Below are 16,931 nucleotides of genomic sequence, written 5' to 3' on the forward strand. Positions count from 1 at the left end.
AGCCAGTTCGTCCTTCATGTTGGACCGGGCGCGTCTCCCCGCGATCCATGGACACTCACTTTTGGCTCAGCGAGTATCGAAAGGCGGTGATCTTCGTCATCGTTCCAAGAGTTGTGTCAACCCTCTTGTATCCCTGAACATCAAACGCGTTACACCTGTCCGAATTGAAATAGCAAACTTTGACCTTAATGGTTTTGGGGCAATTGTTCTTTACGCTTACAACATGATCAACTACGTCGCGGTTGACTGCGTGCGCACGCGCTGCAGCCTCCACATCCAAACAAGCACGCCCTGACGCATCTCGTACAATTGATGATCCTCCCGACTGTTCGGCGCCGCCCTGCATGGTCAGCCTCGAAGGGTTCGGCACGACGGTCTGGGCAGACGACATGAAAGGGAAACCGGATGCGAGCAGCATTGCTGCACGGATAGAATTCTCGATTGTCAACGCCATAGCCTGTCATCCAATTCGACACCTGGCACGGTGACGCTCAGGCCTTCTCGCCATAACCTCCTCGCAAAGGCCTCTCTCGGAATGAGAGCCGCACTCGAAAGGCTAGCGAGAAGACGATCCCTCTGGGGCCAACCTAGCCTAATAAGATTGATCGCAGCGTCTTCTACGAAGTCGCTATCGACCAAGCCAGCGAATTCCGCGACGACTTTTGTTTGCATTGCCTCACTCAAGCTCGGAAACGCTGCGAGCGCGAGCCTGTTGCGTCGAAGGGCGATCCACCCCTCCAGGGGACCAGCTGCGTAAGATTTATCGAGAAATCCTAGGGTTCTGACGCCAAAGCCATTGTAAGAGATCTCCAAAGAGTAAAGCATGAACCAGAGAAACGAGGATGTAGGTTCGAGCGACAGCGCGGATCTCAGACGATGACCCGCCAAAGTCGAAGCACTATCCACCTCTCCTGGAGCCGTTCTTCCCGCGGCTTCCTCGGCGATTCGTAGCAGTATCAAAGCTTCTGATTTCAGAGCATCGCTGCGCGTAACTACAGGTGCGGAACCTATTCGCATCGAAGCTAACGCGACATTCAATGCTTCGGAACTGAAGCGTTCTCCGGCTCCAATCCTCGCGGCTACGCTGTTCGCCGCGATGGCCGACCAGAATACCGGTGTCACCACCATCGACCAGCTCACAGCTGCAAGACCAATAGAAAGCAATGCTGCCTTTAGGAAGTGTTGCTGAGACACGCGAGCTTTCCAGCATCTCAAACTGCTATTCTACGTAACCATAGCGAGCGTAGTATTTCTGATAATAATAGCGACCGTGGTAAGATTCGTAGCGAGACAACAGCTTCGTGTCAGCCTTGTTAAGCACCACACCAAGGAGCCTGTCCCTGATCTCCGGTGAGCCACGCAGGTTGTGACGCACCACATCAATCTTTGTCTTCCCCCACTCCACCACAAAGACATAAGAATCGACGTAAGCTGATGTAACGCGGACGTCAACAACCGGCGCCATAGGTGGCATGTCAAATACGACGTAATCGTATTTCGTACGCAACAGCGCCACAAGATCCCGCATTGGCTTGGAGGCAAGAACCTCATTCGTGTGGAGAAGCTTCGAAGTAGTGCCAGCAGACAGGAGCGTCAGTCCTGTCTGCGGATCGACAGTAGTAACACTCTCTAGTTCTGCGTTTTGCGCAACAACATCAATCAGGCCTAGCTTTGCATCTGGCAAGAGGGCGCGGGATAATGATGGATTGCGTAGATCGGCATCAATCAGGATCACTTTCGCTCCGCCATGGGCGATTAGCTGGGCTAAGTTGGTCGAGAGTGTACTCTTGCCCTCATTGGGTAGCGTCGAAGTCACCGCCAACACGCGATTTTCGCGTACAATGGAGTTGAGATCGACTGCGACCTTCAAAGAGCGCACGGCTTCAGAAAAGCGCGATAGCGGATTGTCGACGACATACCGCAAAAAGTCGGGTTCGGGGTTACTCTTTGCCTTTCCGAACTTGCCGGGAAGCACCCCGCCCGAGGCGGCAGGCCCAAGTATTGGAAGGATCGCAACACAGTTAGTACCGAGCTGCTCCTCAACCTGGCTGGTAGTCCGAAAAACTTTGTCACTGAGTTCTCGCGCGGCGGCAGCACCGAAACTCAACACCAGCCCGACGAGCAAACTTGCAGCCAAGATAACCAACGACTTCGGCGCACTCTTGATCAGCGGCGTGGTCGCCGCGCTGATGACGCGCGCCTCGGTGATTGGGAACGATTGCTGCTGCACGCTCTCCATGTAGCGCTGCAGGAAATTATCATACATCGCCTGGTAGGATTGGGCGGTACTCTCGAGCTCGCGGAGCTGAATCTGCGCTTGGTTCGTAAGCTGCGACTCCGAAACGACATTGGCGAGGCTCGACTTGATCGCCTCCTCCCGAGTCTGGGCGATGTCGTAGTCGCTCTTGTAGGATTCCTGGATGCGCCTGAGCTCATCTTGGATGTTCTTCTTGATCTCGGCCATCTGGGTGCGCAAATTCACTGCTGCGAGATGGTCGCGGCCATATTTAGCCGACCAGATCGATTCCTTCGAGGCCATGTCGACATATTGGCCGCGTAGCTTGACGATGGTGTCGTTCTTGAGCGCGTCGGTGACGTTGGCGTCCGGAATCTCCTGCTTGAGCATGTCGTTCATGCGGTCGAGCCGGGCCTTGGCCTCGGCGGTCGAGGCATGTGCCAGGATGAGCTGGCTGTTGACTTCCGCGAGCTGCTGTTCGTTCATCAGCCGGCCGCCGCTGTCGACGATGTTGTTGGCGATTTTGAAATCAACTACTGATTTCTGCGCGGCGGAGGCCTGGGTGCGCAACTCCTTGATGCGGTCCTGCAGCCAGACGCTGGCGCGGCGGGTGGCTTGATACTTCGCCTCGAGCTGATCGACGATGTAAGCATCGGCGATCGCGTTGGCGATGCGCGCTGCTTTTTGCGGATCGCGCGAGCTGAAGCCGATCTCCATCACGTAGGTGAGGCCGAGGCGTTTGATGGTACGATTGCTTTCGAAGCGCTGGAGCGCCTTGCGCGTCAGTTCGAATTCGGACGCCGCATGACCGGAGGAAAACAGACCGGCAAGCGAGCCGGTGACCGCGCCGAGCAGGCCGCCACCGTTGCCGCTGAATTCGGGGTCCTCAGTGAGGTGGAGGTCGCGGATCACCGCGAGGCTGATGTTCTCGGATTTCAGGATCTCGACTTGGGTTTCGATCGTCGCCGAATCGATTGCGATGTCTCCGAGTACTGATTGCTGCTGGAATAGCTGTACCTTGCGGGTATCGATCACCATTGCGGCGGTCGATGTGAACAGCGGCGCGGCGGTGAAGAGATAGAGCAGCGCCACGATAACGCAGGCCGACACGATCGCAATGATAGTGGGGAACTGGCGCCGGACGATGTCGAGATACGAGGTCAGCGTCTGCGACGGGGAGCTGTCAACCTCAGCGTAATCTCGGTTGATCTCCGAGGTCGGCTTGTTCACTTGCAACATCCGGCAATTCCTGAAATGGATCGATTATGTCTTGGGATCTACTGCGATCTAGTTGGGATCTAGAAGCCTGCCAACAGCTCCGCTGCGTCTCGAAGCGAACCTAATAAGCAAAGCCCACGCCGAGCGGAAGCTTAGCACAATGTCGGCTGCAATTGAACGTTGTTGATGCAGCGCGCCGTGCCCGCCCCCCGGGATCTTGCGAGAAGCTTAACGGCGCAAAAGGCAAAGCGGCGCCCAAGGGCGCCGCTTTAGAAACATCCCAGGGCTGGCTAAGAGTCGAGCCAGGTTTACTTCGCGCTCACAGGCGCACCTGACGAGCCGCCGACGGAGCCGCTGCCGGTACCGGCCCCGTTGTTCGCCGTCGTGTTGTTGCCGAAAGTGGTAAAGCCGCCACCATTGCCGCCAGTCGCAAAGCCGCCGGTACCGGTCGGACCGCCCGCACCGGAGCCGCCACCGCCACCGCCGGTCGCGGCGATCTGGACGTCGCCGGTCGCGGCCTGGTAGGCCGCGATCACGTCGGCATTTCCGGTGCCGGCGATCGCGGCCTGAATCTCATTAGCGAAGGCCTGGTCGGTCTGCGCGGCCATGCGCGCGACCTGCGCGAGGCCGCCCACGATGGCCCTGATCTGGTCCTTGGTCGTCGCGGGATCCTTGAGCAGCGCGATCAGGCCCGGGAGGGTCGTTGGATCGGACGCACCCAGATCGCGCACGCGCGAGATCATCTGCGCGCCACCGTTTGGATATTGCTGCAGCAGGCTCTGCGGTGAGCCCTTGAAATCGGAGATGGTCTGGGCCGGCAGCTGACGCTGCGGCGGGTAGACGGCAGCACTTGCGGCCGAAATCATCGTCGCGGCGAACGCCGCGGCGGCGGCCATGCGAAGCGCAGATTTGAAAACGCTCATAATAAAAACCTCCAATATCGGCTGGCCGCCTTGATCCGCTTGGCCGCGGGCAAGCGCCTGTGCAGTGCAGGAAACTATCGGAACAAAAACCGGCTGTCCACTTATTCTAAAGACTTCGTAAACGGCACAACTGCTTCAAATCTAGACACTATTACGAAGCTCTCTCGTGCGTCGGGAGGTCTGCTTAGCACCTCCCTCCCGATCAGCCGCATCCGCTCGGGCAGACACCTGTTCCGGCGGCCCCGAAGCGTCGCCTCTACGAAAGGATTGTACCAGCCCCGCCCCAAAAAGCGCAAAGAATGGAATGCTATAGCCGGGGACTTGGAGCGTGAAGTCGAGGCAGGAGTGCAGCAGAGATAGAGTGGCTGTTGCCGCCGCCGCTAGCGGGATAATGGCGTCCCGCCGCCGTTCGAATACGCCCCTCCCGAGGATGATCAACATGATCCCCCACGCCGCTGCGACCAGAAGCGCCATCGGGATCCCGACCTCCGAGGCAAGCTCCAGAGGAGTCGAATGCGCGGCATTCCACACCCCGCGAATCGAGATGTTGGGGCTGCGATAGGGCGGGAACGCCCATTCGAAGGTGCCCATCCCGGTGCCAAACCAGGGATTATCGGCGATGATTTTCAGCGTGGATTTCCAGGCTTCGATACGCCCCTCATCCACCAGCCCCTGGCTGTCAAAGCGGCTCGAGACCTGGCCACCGAGGAGCTGCAGTAAGCCTAACGCGATGATGAGCCCCACGCCCAAGGCTATCCAGATACCGGTACGTGGCGGCAAGTCTTTTCTCAGGAAGATGGTGCTTGAGACGATCATCGCGACCAGCGAAAGCCCGACACCGGCCCGCGAGGTCGTCATGAACATCGCCATCAGGCAGATCAGCAGAGCGGCAAGTTGCGGCAGGATCTCGCGCGGAGGCATCTCGGCGATGTCGCGCGACAACCGGCGCCATTCGATGTGCCGTTCGGTAAGACGCCTGCGGATCGCCTCAAGGATCAACAGCATCCAGATTGCTGCGCAAGAGCCAAAATAAGCAGCCGCCGTATTGCGATTGATGAAGGTGCCGGTGACGCTGCCAACATACGCCGTCTTGTCCCGCCACAGGATCATGGTCGGCTCGATCAGGAACGAGGAGACCCCGTAGAGCGCATAAGCCGCGCCCGAGACCGCGATCACCCACAACATGCGTCGCGCGCGCTCGCGGTCAGCACCAACCGTGATCCCTAGCAGGATCGCCAGAATATTAGCGAGCGGCGCCCCCAGCGCGAAGAATGCCTCGTTCTTCACAATCGATGCCGAAGGGGCAATCGGCACTCCTAACAAATCGGACGCCTGCTTCCAGATCGGCTGGAAAGGTGCGACCCAAGGGTGATCGGAGAGCTGTTCGTGCAGCACAAAAAGGTAGCCGGCGACGATGAGTCCGATGCCCGCGATCATCCACATGTGCGGCTGGCGCAGATCCCGTGTCGGCGCGAAGATCAATGCCACGCCAAGACACAGACACCAGAACGCGATCGAAAGGTCGTTGGTCGAGCCAAAGGGAAACGGCGCGCCGGCAACGACGAAATAAAGAAGGAAGGCAGCCGGAAGGCTCCAGGACCAGCGGATCTGGGGAAGTCGAAGGCGCATGGTCGTTCAGGAGACCTTTGCTCTAGCAAAGAGACCTTTGCTCTAGCAAAGAGACCTTTGCTCTGATTTCTAGAGGAAGCAATCGATCGGATAGATCTTCAAGTCCACGTTCAGGCGGCTGTTTCTGGTCTGCGCCCGGAAGCTGTAAAATAGCCCAAGATTATCACTCCCCTGATCGAGCTTTATTCCAGGGGTCAATTCATCGGGTGGGACCAGCAGCCCAATCTGGCGGTTGATTCCGGATATCTCGATCCGCCCTTCCCCCTCACCAAAATGCCCGCTGACCTGGGTAACCGTCACCTTGGGCAGGCCCCGTCGCTGATGGCACGCCTCCTCTTCCCATAGCTTGGTAGGTCGGACCAGCGGCTTACTCGCGCCATCGGGGAGGACGATATCCGGGAAGGACGGATGTAGCACACCAAAAAACTTGCTCTCCTTGGAATTAGCCGAGAGCCGCACCCTGAATGACAGCTCGCCCTTGGCCCCACGCATTTTTTGCCAGATCGGTGCATCGGGTTCGGCGGAGACCACCACATCGATCCGATGGCGAACGCCGAGCTGCTGAGCTTGCCCGGCAGCCTCCCCGAGCAGCATAGCTCCGCCGAGAACACTGGCCAGCAAACGCCGGACTGCTTGCCGCCCAAACCGCATGAGGCCTCGCAACACTGCGGGGTGACCGATGACCGGAGCGCCTTGCTCGGTGGAGCCTTGATCCATAGCCGAAAACATTTGCGTCTGGCTCTCTAAACGAAAATGGCACCGGGACAAAGCCCCGGTGCCATCGCTCTTGGTGGATCAAGTCGGCTGATTACGGCGCCAGCTTGATGTTGTTGCGGAAGATCAGGGCGTCGTTGGAGAGATTCACCGCATCTCCGCCGGTCGCCATGATCACCCTCAGGAAGTTGAGGAACTTGGCGGTTTCGACGTTGCGCGAGTTCGACACATAGATCACGTCGCCATTCTTCATCATGACCTTGGTAGCCAGGAAGAAGCCACCGGGATCGCGGAAGTTCACGTTGAAGATGACCGGAATTGTCTCGGTCGTATACTTGCTGACGTCGACACCGAGCTGGGCGGCAACTTCACGCGGCTCGCGTCGATAGAGATACACCGCAGCTGGATCGGCTTGACCATCCAGGAGACCACCGGACTTGCCGACAGCTTCGCCCAGGTTGATGCGCCAAGCGTCGAAGTTGAACTCGCCGCTCTGGCCGCTGGCACCGAACGCGAGGAACTTCTGCTGTTCGCGGTAGACGTAGATGCTGTCTTCGGGCCGTACATAGACGTTGTTCTCGGGCGCCATCACGAGATTTTCGAAAGGCACGGTTGCCCTACGTCCGCCGCGCTCAAGCATAACCCAGGTCTCGAAGCCCTGGCCCTTGATGCCGCCGGCGCGAGTGATCGCGTCAAGCACCTTATCCTTCGCACCCGCCGCACTCGCCGGATAACGCGCCGGCGCATTGACCTCGCCGAGCACGCTGATGAGCTGTGTACGCTGCGAGGACATCGCAACCACGACCTGAGGCTCGATGGCGCGGTTAGAGATCTTCTCAACAATCGCGCGCTGAATTTGTACGGCGGTGAGGCCGGCCGCCTTGACCTGGCCGGCGTAGGGCACCGTGATGAAGCCGTCGTTGTCGACCGACTGATCCGGGATGGTGACGAAGTTACCCGGCCTGACGCCCGCTTCCGCCGGGATGAACAGGCCGCCTGCCGCAGCTTCGAAGATGGTGACACTGACCACGTCGCCGATGCCGAACACGATGCTGGCAGGCGGTCGGCGGTCGGTGAACACGCCCGCAAGCCCCTTGGGCTCATGGGTGTGCAGAATCTTCACCGTGGCCGGGTTGAGCGGCACCAGCTCATAAGCCGGTGCATTCTCGGTCTGAATCTTGTTGTTAACGTCATCCGTTAACGGCCCGGAGCCGGGATTGGTTGCGCACGCTCCCAGCGCCAAAGCGAGCGCCAGAAACGCCGGCTTGAATACATAGGTCTTGGCAAAGGAATGCATGAATCGCCCCTAAAGTCCCCAATCCTGAAATTGGTACGAGTTAGTGGGCGGTGCGACAAGAGTTCCAGGCCGATACTGGGCCAATGAGCTGGCGAGTGTTGCGTTCGGGCCACGCAATGGACGATGGTTAAGTGTTTGTGAACATTTAATGTAAGGTCGATGCCTATGCAGAAGGCAATATGCTCGCCAAAGGGTCCCTGAAACGGCTCCCTCATCTCTGGTAGTGTACCGCCGTCTCAACAGAACGGAGGTGTCCGACGTGTCGATCTTGGGGATTGCGCTCTTAGGCTTGCTCGGATCCTCTTTTGGGGCCGCCCCATCAGAAGCCGGTTGCCCGGCGTTGCGGGCACTGAAATCGGCCTGCTTGGTTCAGGTGGCAAATCCGGCCTCGATCTGGAAATTCGCCCGCACCCAAGGCCCGAAAGAGGGCGAGAGCTTCGCTTCCATCTCCAAGACAGCCGAGACGATGCAGTCCGACCCGGAGTTCGCCGGCCTGATCGTCCGCTGCGCCCCCAAGGGCAAGATCGACGTGCTGGTGGCCTTGATCCGCCCCTTCCCGCCCAAGAGCCACCCCAAGGTCACGATCGCCTCCGCCACAGGAGGCGCCGTGACGGTCGAGGCCAGCATGGCGGCGGCCGGCGCTGCCGTCCTTCTGCCGGACGAGGTCTCCGCCTTTGCCGCCGGTAAGTGGCAGACGACGCCCTCGCTTTCCGTCCTCGTGAAGGAAGGCGACAGCGAGATCAAAGGCGTGGTGGCCCTGAACGGGCTTCGCGAAGCCTATAATTCTCTGGCGGCAAGTTGCGGCCAATAGACAAAATTTAGCCATACGACTTAAGGTCTTTTTAGGGTGGGGAACCTAAGGTCCGGAGCACGGAGTGTTTCGGATGACCGAGCTTTTGATCTTCAGCTTTCTGGTAGGCGCAGTTCTGGGCCAACGCTTTCGCGTCCTGGTGCTCCTGCCGCTGACCTTCGTCATGCTGCTCGCCGCGATCCCGGTCGGCTGGATGGCCAATCTGGGCTTTCTCGATGGCCTGAAGGGCGTCGTTTTCGCGGCCATCGCGCTCCAGGCCGGTTATCTCTTCGGCTCGGCCGCCCGCTTTGCTCTCGCCGCCGGTCGTGCCGCCCGCGTGTTTGCCCGTCCGCTCAAGACCGCCCGCTGACCTCTCTGGCGCATCAAGAGTCCGTCTGATCCGCGCAGGCGACGCTTCGTTGATGTGAGATTGGATCGGGTGGGGTTGGGGCTGGAGCTGCGTCGGCTGCAGAGCTCTGTTTGAAAACTCGCCTCCGGCTTGTATGGTGGCCTGACCCTTCAGGATTCCTTCCAGGCGCACGTTTGTCCTTCGCTTATTTTGCCCTCATCGTTTGCCTTGTTTCTGCATCCGCTCTCGACATTGCCGGCGCCAAATTCGGCGTTCAGCTCGGGATGACGGCTACGGCCCTGGGGCTATTTGCAGCGGTCTTCAGCGCACGAAAGGCCGACTACGAGCACTATCTGCGTGCCACGGTCTGGGGCCGTTGGGTCCTGATCGGCATTCCCCTTTGCATCGCAGCCCAGCTGGCGCCGTTGTGGCTGAGTTGGGCGCATCCGATCTGGGCGAGCAGCCATGATGCTCTCGGTGGCCTTTCGCTTGGGCCCGTGACGGCCGATCTCGGCCTCACCCTGAATGCGCTGTTTCAAGCCCTTGCAGCGGTCTCGTTGCTCAGCGTGACAATCGTCGTGGTGCGTGACCGCAGCCGTGCCGAACTGTTGCTGTTCGTGCTGAGCGGGGTCACAGCAGCGTCGGCTCTGACCTTGGATTTGCGCCCGCTCTCCTCCACCCTTGCAACCGCCGTTCCGTCCGATCTGGCGACAACGATGGCCGGTCTTGGCCTCATGCTTAATCTAGCCGTCATGCAGCTGGCCGCCGAGCGGGCCGAAACGCGCCACTCGCTCATTCGTTCGGTCACCATCGGCCTTTGCGGTCTTGCGGGCGCTCTGGCCAGCGCGGTTGCGGTTTTTGGCTTGTCCGGCACGAACAGCGCGATCGCCGCGGCCTTTGGCCTCGTGCTGATCTTGCTGATCCTTGTCATTCGAAGGATCGACCTATCGCCGTTGGCCGCAGGCACGCTGTCCTTAACCGCGCTGGTCGGAGCGATGATTGTCCTGAGCTTCTTGTTCGAAAAGAATGCAGGGCCGATTCTTTTGCGGCTTGTCCCGGATGTGGGGGCCGAAACCAGAGCCACACTTGAACGAATGTTGGCCGACACCAGATGGTTCGGTGCGGGCGCAGGCACCCTTTCGGCCGTTGGCAGGATTTACCAAAGCGATGCCGGTGCGCCTTTGATGGCGCCCTCGACGGCTTTTGCCATCTTCGCGGACACCGGATGGATCGGTTTTTCCGCCGCGCTGCTGGCGGGCGTGATGGCTTTGGGCCGCTTGTTTTTGGGGGCTTTGCAGCGCGGCCGCGACTCGTTTTTTCCTGCGGCGGCCGCGGCCTGCGTTGTCTTCGCGCTGGTTCAGGGCTTCGCTGGTTCAGGACTGCTGCATCCGGCAGCAATCCTTTGCCTGTCAACGATCACGGGACTCGGGTTGTCCCAAAGCATCACCCAGTCCGCACGCGGCACGGGCCATTAGTCGTTCATCGTTAGACGTCGCGATCAGCGAGTGACGCCCAGTAGGTCGGGTTCTTGGGCATTTGGATGCGAACCCACCGATAGGACTTCTTCGACCACGGCAGAATGTGTCCGGTGAGGTTATCCAGCACGAGATCGCCGGAGAAGGTGCGCACCACGACGACGAGATGATGCTCACCCCAGGTCGTCACGACCTCGCTGAGCAACACCGAACGCGCCGGGAAGCCCTTGGCAATCAGGTCGTGGCGTTTTGTCACGGCATAGTCGTTGCAGTCGCCGCTGGTCGGATGCAGCAGCCACTTCTCGCCACGCAGCCCCTCCAAATTGGGCTCGGGCCGGATCGCGCCGTTGACCCGCTGGTTGACCTCCTGAAGCTGGGCCATGCGCTCGGCCGTGAGCTTGAGACGTCCGCCCCTGAACACGATTTGCTGCGGTCGCGGCTTACACTCGCCCTCGTACTTCAGGCAAAAGATCGTGAATGCCATCGGCGCCAGGGTCGGCTGGTCGAACTTGATGTAGTGGATGGCGCCGCGCAACGCCGACGGCGCACCAACAAAGGCGGCCTCGACCTTGTGTTGAGCCGCCCCAGCCAACAGAGCGGCGGCAATCGCCAGGAACTTTAAAGTCTTGCGCATGTCGCGCTCCCCATTTCTTGTTGGGGAAACGCTACGCGAGACGTCTTGAAATCCGGCTCAAAAGCCGAGCAATCCTTTAATCAAAACCGCCGCGCCTTCGTTAGAAACAATTAAGAATACCGAGGCGTAACTTGTTCTGCTATGAGCGATCATGCCCTCCATTCATGACGCCAGACCCGATTCGATTAGCTGATGGGCCTTTCCAAGCGCTTTCGCAAGAACGTCAAGCCTCGGCTTCCCGACGGCGTGAGGATCTACGCCATCGGCGATGTGCATGGACGCGCCGACCTGCTTCAGTCGCTCTTAACCGTCATCGATGCCGACCTTGCCCGCTCCGCTCCCGAACGAGCAATTCAGGTCTTTCTTGGCGACTATGTCGACCGGGGGCCGGACTCCCGCGCTGTGATCGATCTCCTGATCGACCGCTCGAGGTCGCATGAGACAGTGTGTCTCAAGGGCAACCACGAGGTGTTCCTGCTCGAGGTCCTCAAGGACCCCGCACGCCTGGAGGAATGGCGCCGCTACGGAGGCCTGCTGACCCTTGTTTCCTACGGCATCAACCCGACGATGAATCCGACGCCGGAGCAGCAGATTGAATTGATCGAAGGGTTGAGGCAGGCGCTCCCGCCGGAGCATCTTTCGTTTCTTCAGCAGCTCCGCACGTCCTTTGCGTGTGGCGACTTCTTCTTTGTTCACGCCGGCGTGAAGCCGGGCGTAGCCCTGGAACGTCAAAAGGAGGAGGACCTGCTCTGGATCCGCGAGGAATTCCTCGAGTCCGAAAGACGCTTCGGCAAATATGTCGTTCACGGCCACACCCCGGTCAGCGTCCCGGATATCCGCTCGAACCGGATCAATATCGACACCGGCGCTTACGCCACCGGCAACTTGACCTTGCTCACGATCCAGGGCGATAGTCTGCTCGCAATTTAGGACTTTGCAGAGTTGCTGGCCAACTCCCGCGCCCCGCCACACGCGCATCGAAATTCATCATGAGCAGCATGATCCTGCTTCGCATCATTGGCGCCTGCATCGCAGTGATGTTGCTGCTTTATGCAGGATTGGGGTTTTACGGCGATCTCACGCGGTCGAACTTTCGGGCGAACGATTTGTTCTTGGGCGAGTTTCCGCCCGAGAAGGTCAAGGTAGCCGCTTCTGGCGTGCTGGCGCCCCTTTCATTCGACGGCGACTTGCTGGCGAATTATGCGGCCGCCAAAGCCGCGGACTTTCTTCACCATCCTGCAGCCGATGCGAACAGCAGGGCTACCGAGAACAAGGCGGCCCAGGATGCCGTTGTTGCGGCCCTGAAAGTATCCCCCATCCGGCCCGCGCTTTGGCTCACGCTCGGCACGCTGAAGGCGCAGGCGGGCGAGCTGGTGACGCCTGCAGTGAAAATGTCTTACCTGGCCGGCGCGGTGCCGATCGCCGTCGCCTTCGCACGGCTCCAAACCGTCACCTCGAGCGCTGCCGCAGCCGACGAAGAGATCAAGCTGCTGGCGCAATCGGACGTTCGCTCGACGCTTGCCAGCCGCTCTCGCTACGAGCAGCTCCTGATCGCGGCCTACCTGCAGGCAACGCCGCAAGGCAAGTCGCTGCTTCTGGACGCTACCCAGGGGACCGATCCGAAGTTCAATCAGATTTTGCGGCGGTACTGACGTTCGAGCGCGACTTAGCCTGCTGGCTTGCCCTCAATTTCAACGCGTCGCTTTTGGCGCGATCGGCACGAAATCCTGCTCGCGGCGCGGTTGATCCGGTCGCCCCTGGTAGACGAACATACCCTTCTTGGTCGAGACGATGTCGCCGCGCTGCAGGCTGTCGTCATTGAGGAGACGTTCGGTCGCGACAACGTCCGGATCCTCCGGGACCGGTTTATAGAGCTCGGGATGGTCCCGCCGCTCGCGCGAAACCTCCTTGGCTCGTCGCCGCGCATCTTCGATACGCTGACGCCACTCGTCACGGCCGACTTCCGGCTCGCTTGGCGGAAGATAGTCGTTGACCGAGGGCTCCGGCTCGGTCTGGGCAAAACACGAGGGCGGACCGGCGAGACCGAAGCCGATTGCACCGGCAACGGTCAGGACCGCTCCAGACAGCTGCCCAAGCCGCCTTGCATGAGCCAGTGAGGTGTGGGGTCGCGCGGTTCGCACGCTGTAACTCCAGGGCAGAGCAGCAAGAACGAGCAAGAGCCGGAAACTTCTCGTCCATTCCATTCAATGTATACGTTTGTCGATTGCACGAAAGCCAAATCGCGGGCAAGCTTCGTGCTTTAGCTCGCGAGGATATTGACCAGTGGTCCGCAACATTACTTTCCTGGTTTTGGTGATCTTTTTAGGCACTCACTTTGCGACTGCAGGCCAGATCGAATACCCGCAAGTGATCCATACGCAATACGAAGCCGTCGATCAGAAGGCGGGGGGTCACTTCGTGCTGTGGTCAGAGCGGGAAAAGATCTTCTATGGCCTCGACCAGAAGCTTTTCCCGGGAGCTCGGTTTGTCGACATCACCCAGGTCACCCCAAGCGTAGGTTCGATCACACTGACCTATGTCGAGGTGCGGACCGTCAGCAGCACGACGTCGGACTATTTGTATCTGGCGGGAAATGTCCGCTTTCGCGTCAGTGGAATGGCGCTCAAATCCAGCAACTTCCCCACCGGCGGCGGAATGACACCCAACGCACAGTAGCCAGCAGGTTGGAGGCTGCCCTCCTCCTCCCGTGGGCAAGACGATGCGGTCTAAGACCTCGTTAGGTCATCGATGTTAACCTCGGACATCCGCTTAGGGATTGCCGAGAATGTGTCGAAGGCCAAGATTGTTGCTGGCTGCATCGCAGCCTGCGCAATGTTCAGCAGGACGGCTCCAGCCAGCCCTCTCTGCGTCAAGGACCGAACGCCGTTTGCTCTGTCGGAGGATACGGTGAAGTGGATGATGACGATCCCGCCTGGAGCCGACTGCATCCAGGGGCTGCGTTGGTCGTATATGCAAATCTTCAACGTATTGGTCGTGAGCGGGCCTTCAAGAGGACAGCTGGCGCTGGTTGGATCCGGCTTCCGCTATTCAGCAGAGGCCGAAAGGCCAGGAGCCGACCGATTCACCCTTCTGATCTCCGGAAAAAACCGTCACGATTCTGGAACGTCGACGCTAGAGGTTGAGGTAAATCCTCCGTAGCAAATCCTCGGAGCCAATCCTCATAGTGCGCTTTTGCTTCGCCTAGCGCCTGCTCGAGCCACTAGTCCGCGTTCTATTTCCATAATAGGGACGTGCGCGCCCCCCGCTAACCAGGGGCGGCTGAATCTGGCTCGGGATATTCCGCGTAGCCGTGCTCGGCGAAGGCTGCGAGGGATTGACGATAATTACATTTCGACTGGGGGTCGATGGGTCATTGACACCCTGGGCCCGCGCGCTAGGGGCCCACGTGCTCGCCGTCATAAGAAGCGTAAACGCGGTCAGGACTAATCGTTTCATGAGATGTCTCCCAATCGAGAACATCGGGAGGCGATCACCGTTCCTTCACGGTTGCTTGGGGCGTTATTGCCGCGGCACGGCGATCAGCTTGCCGTCTCTCCAGACCCCCTGAGCCGCCATCCCGCTCGGCAGCTTGCCCGGCGCCAGGATCCGGACAGCTGTCGGTCGGGAGGCGCTCTGGGCCGTTTGGGTTTTCTTCGTAGGGGTGGTCACGATGCTGGTGCTGGTCAAATTGGCCTTGTCCTTGGTCCCTTGTGCAAAGGAAGGTTGCACCAGGAGAGCCACAAACGTGAGTGCTATGAAACCATCGCGCATGATCAAAACACCGGAAAGAGGAGCTCGTCGGACTGTCACAGCTTTCTGCCCAAAAGCAAGCCCCCGACGCTGTTCGACAAGGGCTGTTGCAAAGTTGGCGATCAGAGCGGCTTTCGTAGCGACGGGATTTGACGCGGAAAAGCCTAGCGAAACAGCCTATTCCGGGTTACTTGATCGGCCTTGATGACCGACCCCAGCGACACCGCCGCCGGCGCGCCAAAGACGCACGCGATCAAGGCCGGGTTTGTGCGCCTACTGTCCGGGCGGATTCGTGACATTTCTGGCGACCCGCGACAGATCCGCGAAATCGTATACGAGCTGGCTCGCATCAAGCTTCTGGAACAATTCACCCATGGCGACGCACGGGAATCCCGGGAGCTCCAGCAACTGCTCGAACGCGCCATTCGGGACGTTGAGCTATCATTTGAACGCAGCGAGCGCGACGCGCTGTCCAAAGCGCCGGAGCTGGCTCTAGACATCTCTAAAGATGTCGCTTCGCATCCCTCGCCACCCAGTCCCGCGGCTCCTCAGCCCATTCCGCATCCGGCGCACGTTCCGCCCTCGCCGCCCGTCCCGACGCCGGCGGAAACCAGGCGCGGTTCTGTCGCACCGCCCAGACCGCTCGAGCAATCTCAGCGAAGCGGCATCCTCAACTCCCTCATCCGGTTGGCCGGCATCCTGGTCATCATTGCCGGCGCCAGCGCGGCGGTTACTTATTGGCCGCGGTTGAGGACGCAATCCCTCGCATTGTGGCAGTCCGCGGCACTGCCCAAGCGCACCTCGATAAGCCCGGAGCCTCAACCCACCGTCGCCGTGACTCCACCGAGCGTTGAAAGCGTCGAACGGACACCGGATCGACCGAAGGAGCCGGTGACGGCTGCGCAACCCTCGATGCCGTTGCCGACGACCTTCGGCGTCTATGCCCTGAGCGAGGGCCAGCTCCAAGAGCTCAAGCCGGTCCCCGGGAAGATTCCGGACCGTCGTGTCGCGATCTCAGCAGCAATCACGACGCCCAGCGCGACGACACTGACGAGTGGAGATGTCAGCTTCATTGTGTTCAGGCCCGACGGTGGTGTCGATGCAACCGGGACCGAGGTTCGGGTGGTTGCAAAAGTCTCCCGAGCGATGGGCGTCGATGCCACCGGCAAAGCGGCCATGGTCACTGCGGGCGACACCTGGGTCATCCGCAGCATGTCCCACCCTTACAAAGTAGGTCCGGTCGAGGATCAGCCGAGAATGCTATCGCTGCAGCCGGAGCAGGACGGCTTTACGCTCTCGCCGGGTCGCTACGTCGTGGTCGTCAAAGGGATGGGCTATGACTTCACCGTGGCCGGGACGCCGACTGATCCCAATCAATGCGTCGAACGCATCAATGCAACGAACGGCGCGTTCTACTCACCTTGCCCGCCGCGACGCTAAAGTGGCGCGACGCGTTTCGTTTATTTTTTAGCCTTGGCGTCTTTCGGCGCATCCGCCGGCGGATCATCGACCTTGCCGTTGTTCGCGACGCATTTGCTGAAATAATCGCGCCGCTCCTTGGCTGTCCCCGCAGTGCCGGCAGCGGGATTGCCGATTTGCTTTGGGGGAAAGGCCTTGGCCAAAGCTGCGTCGCATGCACGCGCTACTTCTACTGTGACGGCCCAAGCCGTGACCGGTGCGCCAATAGCCAAAACAAATGCCAATCCCATCGACCTTTGCAAATTTCTGGAGATCACCTGGCTCGCTCCTTCAATCCGTCCGAGAACGCTGGATGGGACCATATCAAAACCGGCAGAAGAGCCAAACGGCAAGCGAATTGTCCCGGGGCAAAGCTGCTCTGCGGGAGATTATGCTTCTCGCACCGAAATATCCATTGCGCCGGGCCTGCCGCTTTTTACCAGACGGCAGGCTGACGA

Annotated in this window: 18 protein-coding genes; 7 read left to right on the forward strand and 11 right to left on the reverse strand. The window is 59.8% G+C overall.

Annotated elements, in window-relative coordinates:
- Nucleotides 1–55: 55 nt before the first annotated feature.
- The 7 genes from AC0L3C_RS11030 to AC0L3C_RS11060 all read right to left on the reverse strand — a co-directional run bounded on the left by AC0L3C_RS11030 (nt 56) and on the right by AC0L3C_RS11060 (nt 8,017).
- Nucleotides 56–454 carry a hypothetical protein gene (locus AC0L3C_RS11030; protein WP_473407964.1) on the reverse strand — a complete coding sequence of 133 codons (399 nt, stop codon included), beginning with the start codon at nt 452–454 and terminating at the stop codon, nt 56–58.
- Nucleotides 445–1,194, reverse strand: a complete 750-nt coding sequence (locus tag AC0L3C_RS11035) for a hypothetical protein (protein ID WP_473407965.1) — start codon at nt 1,192–1,194, stop codon at nt 445–447. The genes AC0L3C_RS11030 and AC0L3C_RS11035 overlap by 10 nt, the downstream gene beginning before the upstream one ends.
- Nucleotides 1,195–1,219: 25 nt before the next feature.
- A complete protein-coding gene (locus AC0L3C_RS11040; RefSeq protein WP_473407966.1) occupies nt 1,220–3,475 on the reverse strand; it encodes a polysaccharide biosynthesis tyrosine autokinase in 2,256 nt (751 codons plus the stop codon).
- 287 nt (nt 3,476–3,762) lie between these two features.
- A complete protein-coding gene (locus AC0L3C_RS11045; RefSeq protein WP_473407967.1) occupies nt 3,763–4,377 on the reverse strand; it encodes a hypothetical protein in 615 nt (204 codons plus the stop codon).
- A gap of 141 nt (nt 4,378–4,518) precedes the next feature.
- Nucleotides 4,519–6,006 carry an O-antigen ligase family protein gene (locus tag AC0L3C_RS11050; protein WP_473407968.1) on the reverse strand — a complete coding sequence of 496 codons (1,488 nt, stop codon included), beginning with the start codon at nt 6,004–6,006 and terminating at the stop codon, nt 4,519–4,521.
- A gap of 69 nt (nt 6,007–6,075) precedes the next feature.
- Nucleotides 6,076–6,735 (reverse strand): hypothetical protein, encoded by a 660-nt coding sequence (locus AC0L3C_RS11055; protein ID WP_473407969.1) that lies wholly within the window; start codon nt 6,733–6,735, stop codon nt 6,076–6,078.
- Nucleotides 6,736–6,814: 79 nt separating this feature from the next.
- The gene (locus tag AC0L3C_RS11060) at nt 6,815–8,017 is read right to left on the reverse strand and encodes a polysaccharide biosynthesis/export family protein (RefSeq protein WP_473407970.1); all 1,203 of its coding nucleotides are present in this window, start codon (nt 8,015–8,017) and stop codon (nt 6,815–6,817) included.
- Between the two features lie 250 nt (nt 8,018–8,267).
- Here AC0L3C_RS11060 and AC0L3C_RS11065 point away from each other — a divergent pair, with 250 nt between their 5' ends.
- From AC0L3C_RS11065 to AC0L3C_RS11075, 3 genes are all read left to right on the forward strand, one after another.
- Nucleotides 8,268–8,828, forward strand: a complete 561-nt coding sequence (locus tag AC0L3C_RS11065) for a hypothetical protein (RefSeq protein ID WP_473407971.1) — start codon at nt 8,268–8,270, stop codon at nt 8,826–8,828.
- 73 nt (nt 8,829–8,901) lie between these two features.
- The gene (locus tag AC0L3C_RS11070; protein ID WP_247776593.1) at nt 8,902–9,177 is read left to right on the forward strand and encodes a hypothetical protein; all 276 of its coding nucleotides are present in this window, start codon (nt 8,902–8,904) and stop codon (nt 9,175–9,177) included.
- A gap of 173 nt (nt 9,178–9,350) precedes the next feature.
- Nucleotides 9,351–10,631, forward strand: a complete 1,281-nt coding sequence (locus tag AC0L3C_RS11075) for a hypothetical protein (RefSeq protein WP_473407972.1) — start codon at nt 9,351–9,353, stop codon at nt 10,629–10,631.
- A 10-nt stretch (nt 10,632–10,641) separates the two neighbouring features.
- Here the strand turns inward: AC0L3C_RS11075 and AC0L3C_RS11080 are convergent, their stop codons facing one another.
- A complete protein-coding gene (locus AC0L3C_RS11080; protein WP_473407973.1) occupies nt 10,642–11,265 on the reverse strand; it encodes a transglutaminase-like cysteine peptidase in 624 nt (207 codons plus the stop codon).
- Between the two features lie 192 nt (nt 11,266–11,457).
- Here AC0L3C_RS11080 and AC0L3C_RS11085 point away from each other — a divergent pair, with 192 nt between their 5' ends.
- Nucleotides 11,458–12,195 (forward strand): metallophosphoesterase family protein, encoded by a 738-nt coding sequence (locus AC0L3C_RS11085; RefSeq protein WP_473407974.1) that lies wholly within the window; start codon nt 11,458–11,460, stop codon nt 12,193–12,195.
- A gap of 59 nt (nt 12,196–12,254) precedes the next feature.
- Entirely contained in the window at nt 12,255–12,917 is a 663-nt protein-coding gene (locus AC0L3C_RS11090; protein ID WP_473407975.1) for a hypothetical protein, read from the forward strand.
- Between the two features lie 39 nt (nt 12,918–12,956).
- On the opposite strand, the gene AC0L3C_RS11095 is transcribed toward AC0L3C_RS11090, so the two are convergent.
- The gene (locus AC0L3C_RS11095; protein ID WP_473407976.1) at nt 12,957–13,406 is read right to left on the reverse strand and encodes a hypothetical protein; all 450 of its coding nucleotides are present in this window, start codon (nt 13,404–13,406) and stop codon (nt 12,957–12,959) included.
- Between the two features lie 142 nt (nt 13,407–13,548).
- On the opposite strand from AC0L3C_RS11095, the gene AC0L3C_RS11100 reads away from it, so the two are divergent.
- Nucleotides 13,549–13,941: a hypothetical protein gene (locus AC0L3C_RS11100; protein ID WP_473407977.1), complete on the forward strand. Its 393-nt coding sequence runs from the start codon at nt 13,549–13,551 to the stop codon at nt 13,939–13,941.
- A gap of 843 nt (nt 13,942–14,784) precedes the next feature.
- Here AC0L3C_RS11100 and AC0L3C_RS11105 read toward each other — a convergent pair.
- Nucleotides 14,785–15,036, reverse strand: coding sequence for a hypothetical protein (locus tag AC0L3C_RS11105; protein WP_007595529.1), 252 nt, complete (start codon nt 15,034–15,036; stop codon nt 14,785–14,787).
- Nucleotides 15,037–15,219: 183 nt separating this feature from the next.
- On the opposite strand from AC0L3C_RS11105, the gene AC0L3C_RS11110 reads away from it, so the two are divergent.
- The gene (locus AC0L3C_RS11110) at nt 15,220–16,455 is read left to right on the forward strand and encodes a hypothetical protein (protein ID WP_473407978.1); all 1,236 of its coding nucleotides are present in this window, start codon (nt 15,220–15,222) and stop codon (nt 16,453–16,455) included.
- Between the two features lie 20 nt (nt 16,456–16,475).
- Here the strand turns inward: AC0L3C_RS11110 and AC0L3C_RS11115 are convergent, their stop codons facing one another.
- On the reverse strand, nt 16,476–16,751 hold the full coding sequence (locus AC0L3C_RS11115; RefSeq protein ID WP_473407979.1) for a hypothetical protein: 276 nt from the start codon (nt 16,749–16,751) through the stop codon (nt 16,476–16,478).
- Nucleotides 16,752–16,931: the final 180 nt, after the last annotated feature.

The organism is Bradyrhizobium sp. WSM4872, from assembly GCF_055811715.1.

Bases quoted from the DNA above. Each gene is read 5' to 3' on its own strand.
- AC0L3C_RS11030 (WP_473407964.1), bottom strand. From the start codon at position 454: ATGGCGTTGACAATCGAGAATTCTATCCGTGCAGCAATGCTGCTCGCA.
- AC0L3C_RS11040 (WP_473407966.1), bottom strand. From the start codon at position 3,475: ATGTTGCAAGTGAACAAGCCGACCTCGGAGATCAACCGAGATTACGCT.
- AC0L3C_RS11045 (WP_473407967.1), bottom strand. From the start codon at position 4,377: ATGAGCGTTTTCAAATCTGCGCTTCGCATGGCCGCCGCCGCGGCGTTC.
- AC0L3C_RS11050 (WP_473407968.1), bottom strand. From the start codon at position 6,006: ATGCGCCTTCGACTTCCCCAGATCCGCTGGTCCTGGAGCCTTCCGGCT.
- AC0L3C_RS11055 (WP_473407969.1), bottom strand. From the start codon at position 6,735: ATGTTTTCGGCTATGGATCAAGGCTCCACCGAGCAAGGCGCTCCGGTC.
- AC0L3C_RS11060 (WP_473407970.1), bottom strand. From the start codon at position 8,017: ATGCATTCCTTTGCCAAGACCTATGTATTCAAGCCGGCGTTTCTGGCG.
- AC0L3C_RS11070 (WP_247776593.1), top strand. From the start codon at position 8,902: ATGACCGAGCTTTTGATCTTCAGCTTTCTGGTAGGCGCAGTTCTGGGC.
- AC0L3C_RS11080 (WP_473407973.1), bottom strand. From the start codon at position 11,265: ATGCGCAAGACTTTAAAGTTCCTGGCGATTGCCGCCGCTCTGTTGGCT.
- AC0L3C_RS11085 (WP_473407974.1), top strand. From the start codon at position 11,458: ATGGGCCTTTCCAAGCGCTTTCGCAAGAACGTCAAGCCTCGGCTTCCC.
- AC0L3C_RS11090 (WP_473407975.1), top strand. From the start codon at position 12,255: ATGAGCAGCATGATCCTGCTTCGCATCATTGGCGCCTGCATCGCAGTG.
- AC0L3C_RS11105 (WP_007595529.1), bottom strand. From the start codon at position 15,036: ATGCGCGATGGTTTCATAGCACTCACGTTTGTGGCTCTCCTGGTGCAA.
- AC0L3C_RS11110 (WP_473407978.1), top strand. From the start codon at position 15,220: ATGACCGACCCCAGCGACACCGCCGCCGGCGCGCCAAAGACGCACGCG.